The 15,972-nt window shown below is 41.1% G+C and carries 17 protein-coding genes and 3 pseudogenes; 7 read left to right on the top strand and 13 right to left on the bottom strand.

Features of this window, described 5'->3' with window-relative positions:
- Window positions 1-54 precede the first annotated feature (54 nt).
- Window positions 55-650 (bottom strand): annotated as a pseudogene (locus ACM0OS_RS24510) (ISKra4 family transposase); the annotation flags it as partial.
- Between the two features lie 192 nt (window positions 651-842).
- Window positions 843-1,049 (bottom strand): annotated as a pseudogene (locus tag ACM0OS_RS24505) (transposase family protein); the annotation flags it as partial.
- A gap of 823 nt (window positions 1,050-1,872) precedes the next feature.
- Here ACM0OS_RS24505 and ACM0OS_RS24500 point away from each other — a divergent pair.
- Both ACM0OS_RS24500 and ACM0OS_RS24495 read left to right on the top strand, forming a co-directional pair.
- A complete protein-coding gene (locus tag ACM0OS_RS24500; RefSeq protein ID WP_414545783.1) occupies window positions 1,873-2,424 on the top strand; it encodes a PspC domain-containing protein in 552 nt (183 codons plus the stop codon).
- A 422-nt stretch (window positions 2,425-2,846) separates the two neighbouring features.
- Window positions 2,847-3,509 (top strand): GIN domain-containing protein, encoded by a 663-nt coding sequence (locus tag ACM0OS_RS24495; protein ID WP_414545782.1) that lies wholly within the window; start codon window positions 2,847-2,849, stop codon window positions 3,507-3,509.
- A gap of 247 nt (window positions 3,510-3,756) precedes the next feature.
- On the opposite strand, the gene ACM0OS_RS24490 is transcribed toward ACM0OS_RS24495, so the two are convergent.
- From ACM0OS_RS24490 to ACM0OS_RS24465, 6 genes and pseudogenes are all read right to left on the bottom strand, one after another.
- Window positions 3,757-4,317 (bottom strand): pentapeptide repeat-containing protein, encoded by a 561-nt coding sequence (locus ACM0OS_RS24490; protein ID WP_414545781.1) that lies wholly within the window; start codon window positions 4,315-4,317, stop codon window positions 3,757-3,759.
- Window positions 4,318-4,423: 106 nt separating this feature from the next.
- The gene (locus ACM0OS_RS24485) at window positions 4,424-5,254 is read right to left on the bottom strand and encodes an energy-coupling factor ABC transporter ATP-binding protein (protein ID WP_414545780.1); all 831 of its coding nucleotides are present in this window, start codon (window positions 5,252-5,254) and stop codon (window positions 4,424-4,426) included.
- 54 nt (window positions 5,255-5,308) lie between these two features.
- Window positions 5,309-6,106 (bottom strand): cobalt ECF transporter T component CbiQ, encoded by a 798-nt coding sequence (gene cbiQ, locus ACM0OS_RS24480; protein WP_414545779.1) that lies wholly within the window; start codon window positions 6,104-6,106, stop codon window positions 5,309-5,311.
- Window positions 6,103-6,405: an energy-coupling factor ABC transporter substrate-binding protein gene (locus ACM0OS_RS24475; protein ID WP_414545786.1), complete on the bottom strand. Its 303-nt coding sequence runs from the start codon at window positions 6,403-6,405 to the stop codon at window positions 6,103-6,105. Before ACM0OS_RS24475 ends, cbiQ begins: the two co-directional genes overlap by 4 nt.
- A gap of 138 nt (window positions 6,406-6,543) precedes the next feature.
- A pseudogene (locus tag ACM0OS_RS24470) lies at window positions 6,544-6,660 on the bottom strand (helix-turn-helix domain-containing protein); the annotation flags it as partial.
- A gap of 197 nt (window positions 6,661-6,857) precedes the next feature.
- The gene (locus ACM0OS_RS24465; protein WP_414545785.1) at window positions 6,858-7,529 is read right to left on the bottom strand and encodes an energy-coupling factor ABC transporter permease; all 672 of its coding nucleotides are present in this window, start codon (window positions 7,527-7,529) and stop codon (window positions 6,858-6,860) included.
- Between the two features lie 608 nt (window positions 7,530-8,137).
- Here ACM0OS_RS24465 and ACM0OS_RS24460 point away from each other — a divergent pair.
- The 3 genes from ACM0OS_RS24460 to pdxH all read left to right on the top strand — a co-directional run bounded on the left by ACM0OS_RS24460 (window position 8,138) and on the right by pdxH (window position 10,344).
- Window positions 8,138-8,572 carry a ferritin-like domain-containing protein gene (locus ACM0OS_RS24460; RefSeq protein ID WP_414545778.1) on the top strand — a complete coding sequence of 145 codons (435 nt, stop codon included), beginning with the start codon at window positions 8,138-8,140 and terminating at the stop codon, window positions 8,570-8,572.
- Between the two features lie 114 nt (window positions 8,573-8,686).
- Window positions 8,687-9,655: an FTR1 family iron permease gene (locus ACM0OS_RS24455; RefSeq protein ID WP_414545777.1), complete on the top strand. Its 969-nt coding sequence runs from the start codon at window positions 8,687-8,689 to the stop codon at window positions 9,653-9,655.
- Between the two features lie 44 nt (window positions 9,656-9,699).
- A complete protein-coding gene (gene pdxH / locus ACM0OS_RS24450; protein ID WP_414545776.1) occupies window positions 9,700-10,344 on the top strand; it encodes a pyridoxamine 5'-phosphate oxidase in 645 nt (214 codons plus the stop codon).
- Between the two features lie 67 nt (window positions 10,345-10,411).
- Here the strand turns inward: pdxH and ACM0OS_RS24445 are convergent, their stop codons facing one another.
- Window positions 10,412-11,308: a DUF3153 domain-containing protein gene (locus tag ACM0OS_RS24445; protein ID WP_414545775.1), complete on the bottom strand. Its 897-nt coding sequence runs from the start codon at window positions 11,306-11,308 to the stop codon at window positions 10,412-10,414.
- Between the two features lie 104 nt (window positions 11,309-11,412).
- Complete coding sequence (locus tag ACM0OS_RS24440; RefSeq protein WP_414545774.1) at window positions 11,413-11,934, bottom strand: tetratricopeptide repeat protein; 522 nt, start codon at window positions 11,932-11,934, stop codon at window positions 11,413-11,415.
- A 169-nt stretch (window positions 11,935-12,103) separates the two neighbouring features.
- Here ACM0OS_RS24440 and ACM0OS_RS24435 point away from each other — a divergent pair, with 169 nt between their 5' ends.
- Window positions 12,104-12,502, top strand: a complete 399-nt coding sequence (locus ACM0OS_RS24435) for a hypothetical protein (RefSeq protein WP_414545773.1) — start codon at window positions 12,104-12,106, stop codon at window positions 12,500-12,502.
- Between the two features lie 189 nt (window positions 12,503-12,691).
- On the opposite strand, the gene argB is transcribed toward ACM0OS_RS24435, so the two are convergent.
- Together argB and ACM0OS_RS24425 are read right to left on the bottom strand one after the other, a co-directional pair.
- Entirely contained in the window at window positions 12,692-13,597 is a 906-nt protein-coding gene (argB, locus tag ACM0OS_RS24430) for an acetylglutamate kinase (RefSeq protein ID WP_414545772.1), read from the bottom strand.
- A 185-nt stretch (window positions 13,598-13,782) separates the two neighbouring features.
- Window positions 13,783-14,328 carry a shikimate kinase gene (locus ACM0OS_RS24425; protein WP_414545771.1) on the bottom strand — a complete coding sequence of 182 codons (546 nt, stop codon included), beginning with the start codon at window positions 14,326-14,328 and terminating at the stop codon, window positions 13,783-13,785.
- 587 nt (window positions 14,329-14,915) lie between these two features.
- Between ACM0OS_RS24425 and ACM0OS_RS24420 the strand changes: the two genes are divergently transcribed.
- A complete protein-coding gene (locus tag ACM0OS_RS24420) occupies window positions 14,916-15,107 on the top strand; it encodes a hypothetical protein (RefSeq protein ID WP_414545770.1) in 192 nt (63 codons plus the stop codon).
- Window positions 15,108-15,218: 111 nt separating this feature from the next.
- Here the strand turns inward: ACM0OS_RS24420 and ACM0OS_RS24415 are convergent, their stop codons facing one another.
- Complete coding sequence (locus ACM0OS_RS24415; protein WP_414545784.1) at window positions 15,219-15,923, bottom strand: LapA family protein; 705 nt, start codon at window positions 15,921-15,923, stop codon at window positions 15,219-15,221.
- Between the last annotated feature and the right edge of the window lie 49 nt (window positions 15,924-15,972).

Below are 15,972 nucleotides of genomic sequence, written 5' to 3'. Positions count from 1 at the left end.
TTTTCTCAAATTGTTGCCACATCTCATCTTCAACTGCCTTGTCACCCGTTAAGCCCAATCAATGACAACCTGATTATCTTGAAAGGACGTTCCCACAGTTCCTAGATGATGTAAGCTAATCCCTTTATAGCCCAGCCATGCACATACTTCTCCGTCAGGGGTGCGGACACGAATGTTCCCACCATCAACGCTTAATTCTTCAATCGTCTCTTCTAGTGTCGGCAATTCAAAGTTCTGGCGATGTACCAATCGTTGCTGACTACTGCGGGAAACTTGCACGCCTGTGAAATACTCAATATCTGATGCTGCATCTTCATAGCTGACATTGGCACTCACACGTAGACAACAAATTTCCAGATACGGACTCAATTGATTACTGTTCGGGACTTCTAATTGCTGCGCCTGCTTGCTTGTTATTGGCAATTCTCCCAAAATACTTTTCAGTCGTCGTTGATATCCTGCGCTTGTGCCTGTAACCGTTTCGATAAAAAAACCCCTACTTCTGGCATGACATGCTTCTGCATTTGACTTCGCACTGCCTCTTCAATTCCTGCAAGGTTTGTTAGTCTTTCTGCTGACGTATCTTCATACAATATTTTAGCGATCGCCTGAATATGTTCTTGAAGAGCTTGCTTTTGTTCTGGGGTCATCGGTAAGTAAATACACTCGTCCTACTTATCCTGACTGATTTTCGCCTTCTTTGCAAAAAACTGGGATGCTCCCCAGCAAGAATCGTCAACATATAATTGTTATCCATAGCGGCACGATGGAATTTTTGGCGATCGCTTCGCTTGAAGGATTGCTCCAAGTTTAAAGCGTTAAGTGCAATCAAAAACTCAGTGGAATGTATCAGCACTGGGAATACCTTCGGGTAACTTTAGAAACTGTGACAACCATTCATATTTACTTAAACCATAATTTTCCATATCCTCCCACCCCTTGGCTCCTGCAATTACTGAGAGTATGGCAATGATTACAATATCTGTTAATAAATGCACACGATTTCTTTCTACACGGGGATCTTCTCTTTCACTAAAAATTGATGAAATCTGGGATGTTAAAGCATTGGTATTCGCTACACTTAAAGCCTTTGACTTGGGAGCGGGAGAATTTTTAGAAGATTTGAAACCCGATGCCATAACACTCAGGTACTACGCCTTTTGAAATAAAGCAACCTAAAACTTCTTTCTTGATATTTCCGTCCGCTAGTCTCGTCCGTCGAACTTGCACACCCAAGTACATGGCATAGAGCGCAACGACCAGCAATATCCACATTGTAATGGGGTAAAAAAAGCTGAGATAGGGCTTAAGAGCCGTTAAAGTTTCTGAACTCATAATGGGTATTTCCAAAGTAGCTATGGAGAATTAACCACCAAAAAAGTATGCCATCTTGTTGTTTGAAATCATGTTTGAATACTGGATAAACTGTATGAATTGTACTAAAAACATATAAATCTTGATATTAAAAGTCCCCAGCTATTTAGGGGTTATAATGAAAGAGAAGATAAGAAAAAATTGCCATCCCTTGAGGGTTGCTTCTTGCATAATTGCACCAAGGGTTTTCTGGGTTTTTTGCAGCCCATTCAAGATTTTAAAAAGGGTTTTGTAGCCCATTCAATATTGGAGATTACAGTTATGAAGTGGAAAGAAACCCTGGTGGGTCTAAGGATGAACAGTTACGGTCAGTCCCACTCTGATTTTTAATGAAGGGAGACAGAGACTCAACGGCAATGTGGGCTACCGGGTCATCGAAGCCAATATTCGGGAGTTACGACACAATCCTCCGGGAGAAAAATCTTGGTGTTAGGGATCTGGCGTTAATGGAAAGATGCGATCGCTATCCAAAAGACTGGATCATATAGATTAAAAAGAATGGTTTACTTGCCTTTGGCTTTGACGCTGTTTTTGGTCGCTCCAGCAGTTGCTGCGATCGCCATTCTGAGATCACCTTCCATGCGTGGGTACTTAGCTTTATTTGGCTTTTGTATCTTTTATGGAGCCTTTCCACTCCTACTAGCTTGGGGAGGGCTACGTTTGTCTGACCACTTTGGTTGTGAAGCGGAAGCGATCATCTTTGTTTGTCCAGCCCCATCCTGGCACGGAGACATGGTTACAGGGATGGTATTTGCCCATTGGCTGGCGATCATCACCATACCATCGGCTGTTTTGGGTGTAATTGGACTTCTGATGTCTTGGGTGATCAAAGTCAAGCGTTGGCGTAGTCTCTCCTCTATTTACCGCAGTCGTCGCCACAAAGCAATTGCAGGCATATGTGCAGCGATCTCCCAGCATTGGCGACTACCCATTCAAGGCGTTCGGATTGTCACCGTTATTTTAGCCGTCGCTATCCCTGGACTGATTTTATTTCTCTACCTTTGGTTATGGTTGGCATTCCCACTGAAACCCCTACCGCAGACCATTTAGTAGGTGCTGCAAATCAAGAATTATGAACACCGACCGATAGGAAAACCCCATGAGTTTACCCACCAACCATCGAACTTCTCGTTCCAAAAGTAGAGGCTTTAAAAAGCCATTAGTGTGTCCCTATTGCCAGTATTCTTTTCCCTTAACTTGGCGGCAATACTGGGCTGCACCATTAGGAGGTTATCGATGTTCCCAATGCGGAAAAGTGTCTCATGTCAAAGCTAATTCTTTGTGGGTATGGCCAATAATCATCACGGGGGTGATGGTAAATGGAATAACATCATTTACTTTGGCACTATACATTTTTAATAATCTGTGGATAGGGACACTATTCTTCTTGATTGGCGGATTTGGAGTTGGAATTCTGATTGACCAATGGATGGATGGACATTTAAGACACCTTGAGCGAAGGTAGGCAAATCATGAAATCTAATCTATCCAGTTTGGTTGCGTGTTTAACAGCTTTGAGTCTATTAACAGGCTGTTCTCTTAACTTAGGCGGGCTGAGAGGCTCTGGAATAGCGAAGACCGAATCTAGAGAAGTGAGTGGATTCTCATCTATTTCTAGTAAATCCGTAGGTAAAGTCACGATACAGCAGACGGGAAAAGAGTCCCTCACGATTACCGCCGATGACAACATTCTGCCGTTGCTAGAGAGTCGTGTAGCTGAAAAGGTTCTGTATCTCACCATCATGAAAGATACCCATATGAATCCCATCAAGCCCATTGAGTTTGTTGTGGAGGTGAAGAGCCTAGAGAGCTTGAATATAGATGGTGTCGGTAGTGTTGAGGTAACGGATATCCAAGGTAAACAGTTGTCGATTTCCCTTGATGGGGTTGGTAGTATGACAATCGCCGGAAGTGTCGATGTCCTGGAACTCGATCTTTCCGGGGTTGGAAGTTTCCAAGGTGAGAATTTCCAGACTAAGCAGGCGACGGTTCGCAATAGCGGCGTGGGGAGTGCTGTGGTTAATGTTAGTGAGCAGTTAGATGCGACTGTATCCGGCGTGGGTTCAATAGAGTATATTGGCTCTCCTCAAGTTCGGGAATCTGGGCGGGGCGTGGGGTCAGTCAAGAAACGTTAGCCCATACCATCTATTGATAATTGAAGCAATGCTCAAGGTTAAAGGAATCCTACATCACCATCTATCAAATTCTTAATTAACAAATGGACGGCGGATAATTAAGCCCCCAATTTATGATCAAAAAGAAATTGAAGGATTGCCAGCCCCCGTACAAAGATTCTTTCAGACAGTACTCAAGGATGGACAAGCAATCGTGGCTGCGATCAAATTATCAGAGCAATATCTCTTGGAGATTTTATCAGTTAAATTATCGATTCAAGCCCCTTACACCCTCTAAGTCCGCTCCTGTAAAGTTGGCTCCAGTTACATCTGCATTAGTAAATATGGCATTTTCCAAATCAGCACTAGTGAAATTTGCATTTGTTAAATTTGTACCAGTGAGATTGGCTGCTTCTACGTCAGTGCTAGTTAAGTTGGCGCCAGTGAGGTTAGCAGTACTTAAATTAGCTTTATTTAAGTCAGCATTACTTAAGTTGGCTCCAGTTAGGTTAGCATTGCTTAAATTAGCTTCTTCTAAGTCAGCACCAGCTAAATTAGCATTGCTCAGATTAGCACCACTTAAATCCGCTTTCTCTAAATCAACTCCTTGGAGATCACAACCAGGACATTGGCGAGTTGTCAGCAATTGATTAACTACACTACTTGCGGTTGTGTTTTGAGCAGGTGGAACCTGTGCTTGTTGTTCGGTACTTACGGGAGATGGAGTAGATACCTGGGGTTGCTCTGGTCTTGTACATCCAAGAATTATACCTGTACTCATGATCGCCATCGCACTCGCAAGTCTTCTTCCTGTGATTTTCAAAACCATGACTTTTTTACTATTCTTGTACGCAACTTAATAATATTAGCTTAATCAGCAATATAAAACTTCTTTCTTAAGGTTTATGTCTATGGGACGTTCTTCTAACTTGCTACTAAAAGTAAGGGAACAAATTGATTATTTTTTGCTGTAAGCGTTCCCCAATTAATTCATCTTTACCTATACCTTCAGTAGATAAAATTTCGTATATTAGCGGTGCTTCTAGTTGTAAATCTTCCAGAATATCGCGTTGAGCAAATACATCCTGCGGTGTTCCTTCTAAAATTAATTGTCCTTGATCCATGACAAAAATCCAGTCTGCCCAACGGTATACTAAATCTAAGTCATGGGTAGCCATAAGTATTGTTGTGCCAGCAGCATGAATATTTTTTAAGGTAGCCATCAAGTTACGGGTGTGTAACTTATCTAGATATGCTGTGGGTTCATCTAGTAATAATAATTCTGGTTGCAGCACCATAACATCAGCAATGGAAACTCGTTTTTTTTGTCCCAAACTGAGATGATGTACAGGTCTTTGGGCTAATTCAGTTAATCCAAACTCAACTAAGGCTTGCTCAACGCGTTGTTTAATTTCTGCTGTTGGTAAACCCAAGTTACATAAGCCGTAAGAAATATCTTCGGCAACAGTTGATGCTACTATTTGTTGTTCAGGATCTTGAAAAATTAAGCCAATTTTTTGCCGTAACTTAATTAAGGATTTGCGGTCATATTGGATGGTCTTTCCTTGCCATTTGATATTACCTTTTTGGGGTTTATATAGACCATTAGCTAATAAAAATAATGTGGTTTTACCGCAACCATTTTGACCTATCAATGCACATTTTGTGTTTGCTGGTATTTTTAAGTTTAAATTATGTAATGCTGTTTGTTTTGTACCAGGATAGGTGTAATATATTTGTTCAAATTCTAATAATGATTGGGGCATGTTCTGAGATTTTCATCAATGCTAAAGAGAAAAAGAATATAAAGAAGTAATTTTTTATATAAATGTCAGATGCAATTCAATTCCTATGAGAATTAGACAGCCAAAAATTGCTTCTATGGCATACCGTTTGGATAGATGATAGCGATGGGAATGCCAAACTTGAAATTCTCCATTAAAACCCCTCGATGCTAAACTTAAAGAGATTTGTCGATAGTTTTCTAGGGTACGTTTGAATAATTGCCCAATCAACAAAGATAAACTTTTTATGCCTATGGTAAAATTGCGGTAGCCATTACGAGATTGTTGGGCAATCCATAATTCTCTTGCTGTGTTTAGCAAGACGAAAATAAAACGGTACATCAATAATAAAATGTCTGTGAATAGTATGGGAAAACCATAGCGGCGCAAGGTTTGTAAAAGTTCAGTAAATGGGATAGTTAACATCACAAAGTATAAGCAAGCAAGTGAAGCGATCGCTCGTGTGAAAATTGTCGTTCCTTGCTCTATACCATGTTGACTAATATATAAGTAATAAGAGCCAATATTCAACCCCATGATGGCATCATCTTTAATAAGATTTAGGTGATTAATATGTATACCATTAATTACTAAAGCGGGTAAACTTGTTAACCAAAATATAGTAGCAATATAGATTAGTTTCACATAAACTTGAATGGGAATCCTGGCATAAATGACTGTCCAAGTACTAATCCAAATGGCAATTAAAATTTGCACTGGGGGATGGGCTAAGGCAGTGATAATTAATAAAGCGATCGCCAATAATAGTTTTTGCTCTGGCGCTAACCATCGCAAGCGATTAGTATAAGCCAGAGTATCTATTTGCAGCGTCATCCTTTATGCCTTTGCTGCCGGGAACGTTCCTTATATAATCCAATTACATAACCAATGATGCCAGCACCCACAGCAGCTTGAGTGGTAAATAATAAGCTTTCTACTTCACCGCTGGGTGGTTCAAAGACAGGTTGAAACCAAGGTTCATATTCAGGTTGAACTTCTCCAATTGCTGCTTCGGCTTGGTCATCTGCACCTGCAAATTCTGCCTCTCGGATAAATATTAACGGTGCAACTGCTAAGATGATCACTGCCGCTACCAATAACCAGTTACTCAATTCCTTTTTAGACTGATTCATTGCTTTGAGGTTCCGTTCATAATTTACTAAGTACCAAGGGTTCTCAGGCTTTACTAATGCCACCAACCACTTATGTAAATCAATTGCAGAGGGGAATTTAATTTTCTCCTCTGGATTGGCTTGATTGTGGTCGAGTATTTGCTTGGTTAAAGCTAGTCCCCAGTTCCATGCGTGACGAGCTACACCACAGTGTTTCAATAGTTCAGTGCGATGTTTATTGCTTAAGTTGAGTTCTGTCTTAAATCCTAATATCATCTACTTCTTGTACAGCATATTAGCAGACAATGAAAGACGAAAGAAGACTAACAATAAGGATTCCGCAGGAAGAAATAGATTTACTAGAGGCATACTGTGAACAGGTGTCAAGAACTAAAACTGATGTAATGCGTGAGCTTATTCGCGGATTGTCAAGGAAAGTGAGGAAAAGTGAGTAATTGTTAGCTTATTGAGTGCTATTGATTAACCCCTTTAATTAATTTTAATAGTTGGAGTTCTTGAGGCGTATAGGATTGTAACCAGTTCCACACCAACACAGTCAGCAATCCTTCACTAATGGCCAAAGGAACTTGAGTAATGGCAAAAATTCCGGCAAACTTGGCGAATGAAGCGATAAATCCACCCACTGGTGCAGGAAAAGCCAGAGCCAGCTGTACCGAAGTAATAATGTAAGTGAGTAAATTGGCTAAAGCAGCTGCTAAAAAAATGGCGATTCTTTGCTTACCACTAAGCTGCACTGTCAGATGATATATCCAGTAAGCGGCGAATGGGCCAGCGATCGCCATGGAAAAAGCATTGGCTCCCAGTGTAGTCAAACCGCCGTGTGCTAGTAATAGCGCTTGAAATAGCAAAACCAGAGTACCCAGCACCGACATGGCTAAAGGGCCAAACAGCACGGCTCCCAAACCTGTACCGGTAGGATGAGAAGAACTACCTGTGACTGAAGGTATTTTTAGCGCTGACAAAACAAAAGTAAAGGCTCCGGCTAAAGCTAAAAGTAATTTTAGTTCGGGGTTGGCTTGGGTGATGCGAGTGAGCGATCGCCATCCTAAAATCAAAAATGGTAATGTTACCACCCACCAAAAAATTGCCCAACTAGCAGGTAAGTAGCCTTCCATAATGTGCATCCCATAGGCTGGTGCAGAGGCTCCGACAACTAGATAAAAGCTGAAAACTCCTATCAGTATTAGTGATATAGGCTTTGATGTGATAATGGTTTTTAACAATCTCTCTACTCCATTGATGCTTTTCATAGCAGATTTCAATGTATACCCTAATGAACAGTTCAAAATTAAAAATTCCCCATACCAAAAGCTGAATAGTGTAAAAGTGAATTATAAAACTTTCTTTGGTGGGAATTGTCTGCTCCATCTGACTTTGCCGATAATTGATAATTATTGACAATAAATATGGCATCCCATACTCTAAAGACATCGGAGTAATTGAGATATTTTAGCAACTGGACTATTTGTGCTAATGCTAATAATGTCATGCCCTAATGGAGCGATCGCATTGACTTAATAGCTCGTAAACAACAGAGGCGTTTAAAATAAAAGAGTTAAGAGTGTAGGTTGGGCTTTGAACACCTGCCGGGAGTATATCTCCTAACTCAGCGCTTCTGCCAACAAAGAATTCAGTTTTCCTTGCTGAATCTCCCGGTTAATCCGTGGAGACATTCTGACTTCTCATATCTAGATTCTCCTCAATCTCCATTCGTAACTTTAACTAACAACTGATGCAAGAGCTTGACAACAAAAAAACCATCGACCTGCTAAACGCCATCATGGAATTTGAACTAGCAGGAGTAGTGCGTTACACTCATTATTCCTTGATGGTAACTGGCCCGAATCGCATTCCCATTGTAGATTTCTTCAAAGCACAGGCGAGTGAGTCTTTACTACATGCCCAACAAGTGGGAGAAATTCTCACAGGCTTAGATGGGCATCCCTCCCTAAAAATTGCACCAATGGAAGAAACTTACCAGCATAAAGTCAAAGATATTTTGGCAGAAAGCTTATCTCATGAAAAGAAAGCGCTAGAACTGTACAAAAATCTCCTGGAAACCGTAACCAATGCCAGCATTTATTTAGAAGAATTTGCCCGTGGCATGATTGGACAAGAAGAGATGCATAATCTCGAACTGAAAAAAATGCTCCGCGATTTTAGCTAATAATTAGGGGAGTAGGGAGTGGGGAGTAGGGAGTGGGGAAACAATTTTTGATTGCAATCTCAAATTTCATCCCTCTCATCCTCCCGATTCTCCTCATCTACCTCATCCCCCATCATGAATCTAACTACTGCTCTACCTACTTTTGTGATTACACTCCGAGAAGGAGTAGAAGCCGCGCTCGTTGTGGGCATTGTGCTAGCTTTGCTGAAAAAAGCCAACCAATCCCGACTTAATTCTTGGGTATATGCTGGTGTCGGCGTTGGCATTGTTATTAGTGCTTTGATAGGTGTGTTGTTCACTTGGCTAATTCAAGCATTAGGGGCAGTAAATCCTCAATACACCTCAGTCGTTGAACCAATGCTAGAAGGTGTATTTAGTGTCCTGGCGATCGCCATGCTCAGTTGGATGCTGATCTGGATGACCAAACAAGCCAGATTTATGAAAGCGCAAGTTGAAGGATCGGTGACAGAAGCTCTAACACAAAACTCAAATGCTGGCTGGGGCATTTTTGGCTTAATATTAGTCGCTGTGGTACGCGAAGGTTTTGAAACTGTTTTATTTATCGCTGCTAATTTTCAACAAGGATTAGTACCAGCGTTAGGTGCAATTGGTGGTTTAGCTGGGGCGACTCTCATCGGAGTATTGCTATTTAAATGGGGTGTCAAAATCAACATCCGTCAATTTTTCCAGGTGATGGGCGTTTTTCTAGTATTAATTGTTGCTGGTTTAGTAGTTTCCGCCTTGAAGCATTTTGACGAAGGTATGGCTAACCTCGCCCTCAGCAGTAACACTTCAGAAAACCTCTGTTTTTATTACGATCACTTCAATACAATCCACTCCTGCATTTTGGGGCCAATGGTTTGGAATACTGACCAAATCTTGCCAGATGGACAATTCCCCGGTATTATTCTCAAATCTTTGTTTGGCTACAGAGAACATCTGTATCTCGTACAAGCGATCGCTTATGTCATATTCTTATCAACTGTGGGAGGATTGTATTTCCGCAGTTTAACTGGTGGCGCTATGCAATCTGCCAAGAAAAATCCAGCCCCTCAACAACCAGTAACTACTACTAATGATTGAGGATAGAAATTTATTCAATCTTCTAACCAAGCCTGTAAATAATAATGGAAAAGACCGTAGCTGACCTTCGCAAAGATTACACATTGGAAGGTTTAAGCGAAACTGAGAGTGATCCCAATCCTTTTATTCAATTTAAAAAATGGTTTGAACAGGCATTAGCTGCTCAACTTCCTGAACCTAATGCAATGACACTTGCTACTGCGACACCAGATGGTCAGCCTTCAGCAAGAATGGTGCTACTGAAAGACTTTGATGAACAGGGCTTTGTTTTGTTCACTAATTACAACAGTCACAAAGGACAAGAACTAGCAGCGAATCCCCAAGCGGCTTTAGTTTTTTGGTGGGCAGAACTGGAACGCCAAGTCAGAATTGTGGGTACAGTAGAGAAAATTTCCTCAGAACAATCTGATAGCTATTTTGAGATGCGTCCGCCCAATAGTCGCTTGGGTGCATGGGCTTCTAATCAAAGTGAAGTAATTCCTGGTAGGGAAGTTTTAGAGCAACAATTGCAAGAATTTCAGCAAAAATACGAAAATCAGGAAGTTCCTCGGCCACCTCATTGGGGAGGCTACCGAGTGATCCCTAGAGAAATTGAGTTTTGGCAAGGTCGCCCCAGTCGTCTGCACGATCGCCTGCTGTATACTCACTTAGATCACAGCAATTGGAAAATTGAGCGATTGTCACCTTAAAAGTGGGGAGTGGGGAGTGGGGAGTGGGGAGTAGAAAAGATTCCTAGGTTCTAGCCTCTAGCCTCTCCTACTCTGTGGCTGTTACCTTGGGTGAGAACTGAACCCTGGGATCTGGCATAAAATTGTATCTCAGGTAAATTCCGCCCCAAACAAATAGGATAATTAACAAACTACCAATACCTAAGGGACTGGGTAGCCAGAAAAGTACTTCTATATGGTTGAGTTCGCCAGGCTTGAGTTGCCATACTAGTTGTTTACCTTGCTTTTGTGGCTCGATAGCAGTTTCAGTTTTTTGGATATTTCTGGCTCCCCAAGGGGTTTTTAAGGCAAATTGCAAATCGAGAATTGCGCCTGTATCGGCTAGGACGTTACCTTTGCTGGCAATTAAGGAGAGCGATCGCAAGTCTAAATCATAAATTAAGCGATTTCTCACTAACAGCACAAAGTTATTCTGAAATAAAAGTAAGTTAGATTCAATTTTCGGTAATTCCGATTCAGATTCACTCTGACTATCTTCAGCTTTTTCATTGGCAGAGGAATTGAAAAATTCGTTGAATTTCTCTTGTAATTCCTGTCCATTACTGAAGGGAATTGTCACAATAACTTCTTCTTTAGAAACCCTTTTGGCGTTCCCTTCTAATTGACGGGCGCGACGTTCTATGCTGTTTAACCATTCATAAACATAAGCACCACTGAAACTGGTTAGTCTTTCTCCCAACTTAATATGCTGTACTAGTTCGCCACTATTGGAGTTCTTAAAATTTACTCCGGCATCATAATGAACACAACCAGTTAGCAGCAAAGAAGTTAATACTACCAGCCACAGAATAGGATTTTTGAGAGGAAAAATGCGATTCATGAGATTCTGTCCAATTAGCTTAATGAATAAAGCCATTTTTAGCAACACAAAACTAAATGCTCTTAAGAACCACATGAACATCTTTCTGAAAACAAAAGAATTCATCACTATATATCTCCCAAAAAGTCAAATATTTTTAATTAATCTTGACTAGAATCTGGTTTGAAAAGTCCACATCCATTTGAACCCCCTCTGTTTTTAGTTTCTTATTAATAAAAACTCATCCAAGCCAAGTAAGAGAGTGTTAACACAATAACAATTAGTGCCACCCAAATAAAGCGATTATCTTTCGTATTCACTTGGCTGATGTCAACAATTTCTGGCTCAGTAGGGGCTGGACGAGAGGATTTTCCAGGTTTGGCTGCTGCCCGAATTTTGGTATCGTTATCTGATATTGCCCCTAAATCGGGGATTTCGGTCATCCACTCGCTGGGGCGTTGGAGTTTTGGCGCCTTTAAAATGTAGAGTAACTGCTTTGCCTGTTTGCTAGTTTCTGGAAAAGGATGACGTTGGAGGGCTTGGCAAAGGGCGATCGCCTCATCAGTGCGTCCGGCTGCTTCATAAGCTGTAACTAACCAAATTTCTACCTCACCCCCAAGACGAGAATTACGAAATAATAGGGCGCTGGCTTTTTCTAGGTTTTCTACAGCTTCTCGATATTGCCCATTTTCAAAGGCAAGTTTTCCAGCCTGATAACGACTTTTAGCAATTTCTAAACTTTCTGTACTCACTTTCTGTACACCAATCAGCACTGCATTAATTTTGTGATTGTCAGCAATCTTTGGGAAATCTTTTTGAAAGCTGACAAAATTCAACTCAATAAACTTTTAAAATTTTAACTAAGTAGTTGCGGCTATTTTCTTCATAAAAATTCAGGTTATTAAATGCAGGTAATAAAAGATGCTAAAAATTAAACATTCACCACTGAATTGGCTGGGAATAGGAATAATTTTCTCTGCTATCAGCGCTACAATTGCCCCAGCATCAGCCCAACAAATAATTATTAATTACGGTGGGAGATCAAGTCAACAACCTGCTGTGGGTTCTTTCATTTATGGTAGTCCCATTTCTACCCCCATGCCTGTAAATCCATCCACAGGATTAATGCCAAGTCGTTCTACAGTCAGGCAAAATTGGAGACATAATTATCGGCGAACGAATCCCATTTTGATTAATCCCGTAATTCGTGACTCAACTTTAGTTAATCCTGTAATTATCAATAACTCCCGACAACACACACCATTTAGAGGGCGATCGCGGGTGATTATCCAAGATTCGCGTTATCGGCGGGGGTGGTAGTTAGGGACAAGGGGACAAGGGGATAAGGAGATAATCCAATCACGTCATCTAAATCAAAAAGTCAAAGTCTCTAACGCCACTTGCTACAACGCGGGGAACCCGCGCAACGCAGTGGCTCCTCCTCGTAGGAGAGAGATTTAGAGAGAGGTTTTCCAAATACCCTGAAAAGTTAGCCTCAAACTCTCTGGACTAATCGCGTTTTGGTGTGAACTGGGAACCGAGAATCATACTACCGATACCACCATCAGTAAAGATTTCTAGTAGTAGGGCGTGAGGAATGCGACCATCGATTATGTGTGCTGCACTGACACCTTGAGCAAGCGATCGCACACAACAATTTACTTTGGGGATCATACCTCCGCTAACTACACCATTGGCAATCAATTCGCGGGCTTCTCGAATATCTACTTTAGGAATCAAGCTCGAAGGGTCTGTGTAATCTTTTAAAATGCCGGGTGTATCTGTCAATAAAATTAACTTTTCTGCACCCAAGGCGGCGGCGATTTCCCCCGCTACGGTGTCGGCGTTAATATTGTAGGCTTGACCCTTTTCGTCTGTGGCGACACTGGAAACTACAGGAATATAGCCGTTGCTAGACAGTGTTTCTAAAATTTTGATGTTGATATTACTAACTTCCCCGACAAAACCAATGCCTTCTTGATCTTGAGGACGGGCTGTAATTAGGTCGCCATCTTTACCACACAGTCCTACCGCCAAGCCCCCAGCGCGGCTAATTAGGGAAACAATTTCTTTATTGACTCGACCGACTAACACCATTTCCACCACATCCATTGTCGGGGCATCGGTGACACGCAGACCATTTTTAAATTGTGCTTCGATGCCCAGTTTATTTAACCAACTATTAATTTCTGGGCCGCCGCCATGTACAACAATGGGACGCAAGCCAACGCAAGATAAAAATACGATATCGCGGATAACCTTATCTTTAAGGGTGCTATCTTTCATTGCCGCACCGCCATATTTCACAACAACAGTGCGTCCGGCGAATTGTTGAATGTAAGGTAGTGCTTCGCTGAGTACACGTACACGAGTGGCTTCAGCTTGCCTGATGTATTCAGAATCGTTAACCATCACGAAGGGCTGTTAAAAGTTAAAACATATCCAGTCAGTGTAAAAGAATTTGTCACACGTAACAATCTTTTATGTGTAAAGCATAAGTTTGTCAATCACTTTCATAAAGGTTTTTTAACTTCAAATTAGAGCTAAATTTTTGCATAAAACTTCCTGTGCGATCGCAAACTACAAAAGCTGGTTTTAACTTAATGAGCAACTTGAGATTTCAGCACACTGGGAATTGTCTCTATGACTCTTTGGGCAATTCGTTCAGGCGTTTCTCCCTCAGTCACAGTGATTTTGACATCAGCTTGAGAATAAAGTGGTGTGCGTTGTTCGAGGAGCGATCGCAGTTTAGCTTTGGGGTCAGCGTCTTGCAATAGTGGTCTTGTGGTATCTTCAGCCAAGCGGTTGTAAAGTAACTCAACTGGTACATCTAGCCACACGACTAAACCATGATGTAGATAACTCCAGTTTTTTTGCTGCAACACTATGCCCCCACCAGTGGCTATGGTCAACTTGGTATAAGCACACACTTGAGCTAACACATCACTTTCCAATTGGCGAAAGGCGGCTTCTCCTTCTTCGGCAAAGAGTTGAGTGATGGATCTTCCTGCTGCTTGGGCAATCACATCATCAGTATCTACAAACCCATAACCTAGATGCTGCGCCAATAATTTCCCTACGGTAGTTTTACCAGCGCCCATCATGCCAACTAAGTACAGGTTGACTCCTTGCAATAAGCTGCTCACCGTCTCTTTACTCCATGATTAATTGTCTAGATTCTTATCCTAACGCCTTTATAGTTCTCAAATATACGTATATACGTATGTTATTTTTCACCATTCATTATTCTTAAACTGAATAAATATTTTTTTGATTTTCAGCAGATGCAGTAATTACAGTTTTCTGTTGTATTGGATTTAACAAAAATCCTCAATTTCCTGAAGATTTGCCGACTATAAATTTAATATCTTTCTTTAGGTGGCTTGACAATTGCTATTTATGTCTTCCTGCACTTGATGAAAAATTTATATAGCTTCTTTGAAACTTTAAGTGAAGAAATTATGTCATTACAAAATAACAGTGTTTTCTCTGGGTTAGGTTAATTTTAGTTTTACATAAAGCTGTGTTTTAACAGCACAGTAGTAAATTTCTAAAATGTAGTGATGACAAGCTTCAATCTAAAATCTTGGCGGATAAATGTGTAAAATGCGACTGAAATTTTCAAATTTACCAAACAAGATTAATTAACTTGAAGGCTGAAGCACAAAAACTACTGCATATCCCACCGGAGTAAGACCAAATGAATCAATATGGTATGTAAGAGGCATCAACCATGACTCGAATCCGTGACGTAGTACAACAGGCTTTAGTAACTGGCTATTTGACTGTTGAAGCAGAAAATCAACTACGGCATTTGTTAACTACTCGGTATGATTTGGAAGATTTTAATGCTTTTATGGCTTTGCAAGATGCTGCCATGAACGGTAGGGTCAAGCAGGAGTCTCGGGAAAAGTGTAGTATTTAGTATTTGATTTGAAAGGTCAAAGTTCATATTATTGTCGATTTTGGATTGGGAATCCCTTTGTGCATCTGGGGTATATCCATTAATCTGTCGCCGTCATTTTTTCCATAGCTATCACTTACGGGTGTTATTGTCGTCATCCTCAACATCATCGTCTTCAAAAAACTCCCAGTCGTCGTCATCATCATCAACTTGATTAGTAGTTGGTGGTTGATAGGGAGGGATGATTACCCGGTAATCAGCATCGTAAACGGATTCTGTTTTTCCTACAGCAGTATTTTTTGGCTCGCGATAATTGTAGGAGTAAACTGAACCAGACTGAGAACTGCTAATTGGTTCTTGTTGGCGTTCGTAAGTTTGGGGTTCTCTAACTGGTGGAGTTTGAGAACTGGGAGTAGGTGTTTCTCTTTGCTTTTCATCGAAGTCCCAATCATCGTTGTCACCGTCATTTGTTTCCCAATCATCAAAGGCATTAGTGGTAACAGGCTCTGTTTTATTAGCGGTGGATGAAGTTCTATAAGGCGGAGGCGTAGGTTCTTCTCTAGGAATTGCTGTTCTTCGAGGTGCCTTAGCTGTTGATTTAAAGGGGGTTTGGCGTTGTTGTCTGTCAAAATAATTTGATAATTTCCACAAAGCTGAGATCAGCAAGGATGTCAAAGCGCCAGCTAAAGTACTAAACAACACCCATATTGCCAGTGGTAAGGGTTGAGTTCGTATACCCAAAAACACTAACGATAAGACAGGCGACCAATTTTGCACTAACAATAGTGTTAGGAATCCTAGTACGGCTACTAATAAAATTAAACGAATTACAGCCATAGAAAAGGCGAAAGGTGAAAAAGCAGGGGGCAGGGGGGCAGGGGGGCAG

The organism is Nostoc sp. CCY0012 (genome assembly GCF_963920855.1).
Taxonomy (GTDB): domain Bacteria; phylum Cyanobacteriota; class Cyanobacteriia; order Cyanobacteriales; family Nostocaceae; genus Cyanocohniella.
The sequence above is the reverse complement of the archived record's forward strand: the minus strand, read 5'-3'. Positions and strand labels throughout refer to the sequence as shown.

Bases quoted from the DNA above. Each gene is read 5' to 3' on its own strand.
- ACM0OS_RS24500 (WP_414545783.1), top strand. From the start codon at position 1,873: ATGGTTTACTTGCCTTTGGCTTTGACGCTGTTTTTGGTCGCTCCAGCA.
- ACM0OS_RS24495 (WP_414545782.1), top strand. From the start codon at position 2,847: ATGAAATCTAATCTATCCAGTTTGGTTGCGTGTTTAACAGCTTTGAGT.
- ACM0OS_RS24490 (WP_414545781.1), bottom strand. From the start codon at position 4,317: ATGGTTTTGAAAATCACAGGAAGAAGACTTGCGAGTGCGATGGCGATC.
- ACM0OS_RS24485 (WP_414545780.1), bottom strand. From the start codon at position 5,254: ATGCCCCAATCATTATTAGAATTTGAACAAATATATTACACCTATCCT.
- cbiQ (WP_414545779.1), bottom strand. From the start codon at position 6,106: ATGACGCTGCAAATAGATACTCTGGCTTATACTAATCGCTTGCGATGG.
- ACM0OS_RS24475 (WP_414545786.1), bottom strand. From the start codon at position 6,405: ATGAATCAGTCTAAAAAGGAATTGAGTAACTGGTTATTGGTAGCGGCA.
- ACM0OS_RS24465 (WP_414545785.1), bottom strand. From the start codon at position 7,529: ATGCACATTATGGAAGGCTACTTACCTGCTAGTTGGGCAATTTTTTGG.
- ACM0OS_RS24460 (WP_414545778.1), top strand. From the start codon at position 8,138: ATGCAAGAGCTTGACAACAAAAAAACCATCGACCTGCTAAACGCCATC.
- ACM0OS_RS24455 (WP_414545777.1), top strand. From the start codon at position 8,687: ATGAATCTAACTACTGCTCTACCTACTTTTGTGATTACACTCCGAGAA.
- pdxH (WP_414545776.1), top strand. From the start codon at position 9,700: ATGGAAAAGACCGTAGCTGACCTTCGCAAAGATTACACATTGGAAGGT.
- ACM0OS_RS24445 (WP_414545775.1), bottom strand. From the start codon at position 11,308: ATGAATTCTTTTGTTTTCAGAAAGATGTTCATGTGGTTCTTAAGAGCA.
- ACM0OS_RS24435 (WP_414545773.1), top strand. From the start codon at position 12,104: ATGCTAAAAATTAAACATTCACCACTGAATTGGCTGGGAATAGGAATA.
- ACM0OS_RS24420 (WP_414545770.1), top strand. From the start codon at position 14,916: ATGACTCGAATCCGTGACGTAGTACAACAGGCTTTAGTAACTGGCTAT.
- ACM0OS_RS24415 (WP_414545784.1), bottom strand. From the start codon at position 15,923: ATGGCTGTAATTCGTTTAATTTTATTAGTAGCCGTACTAGGATTCCTA.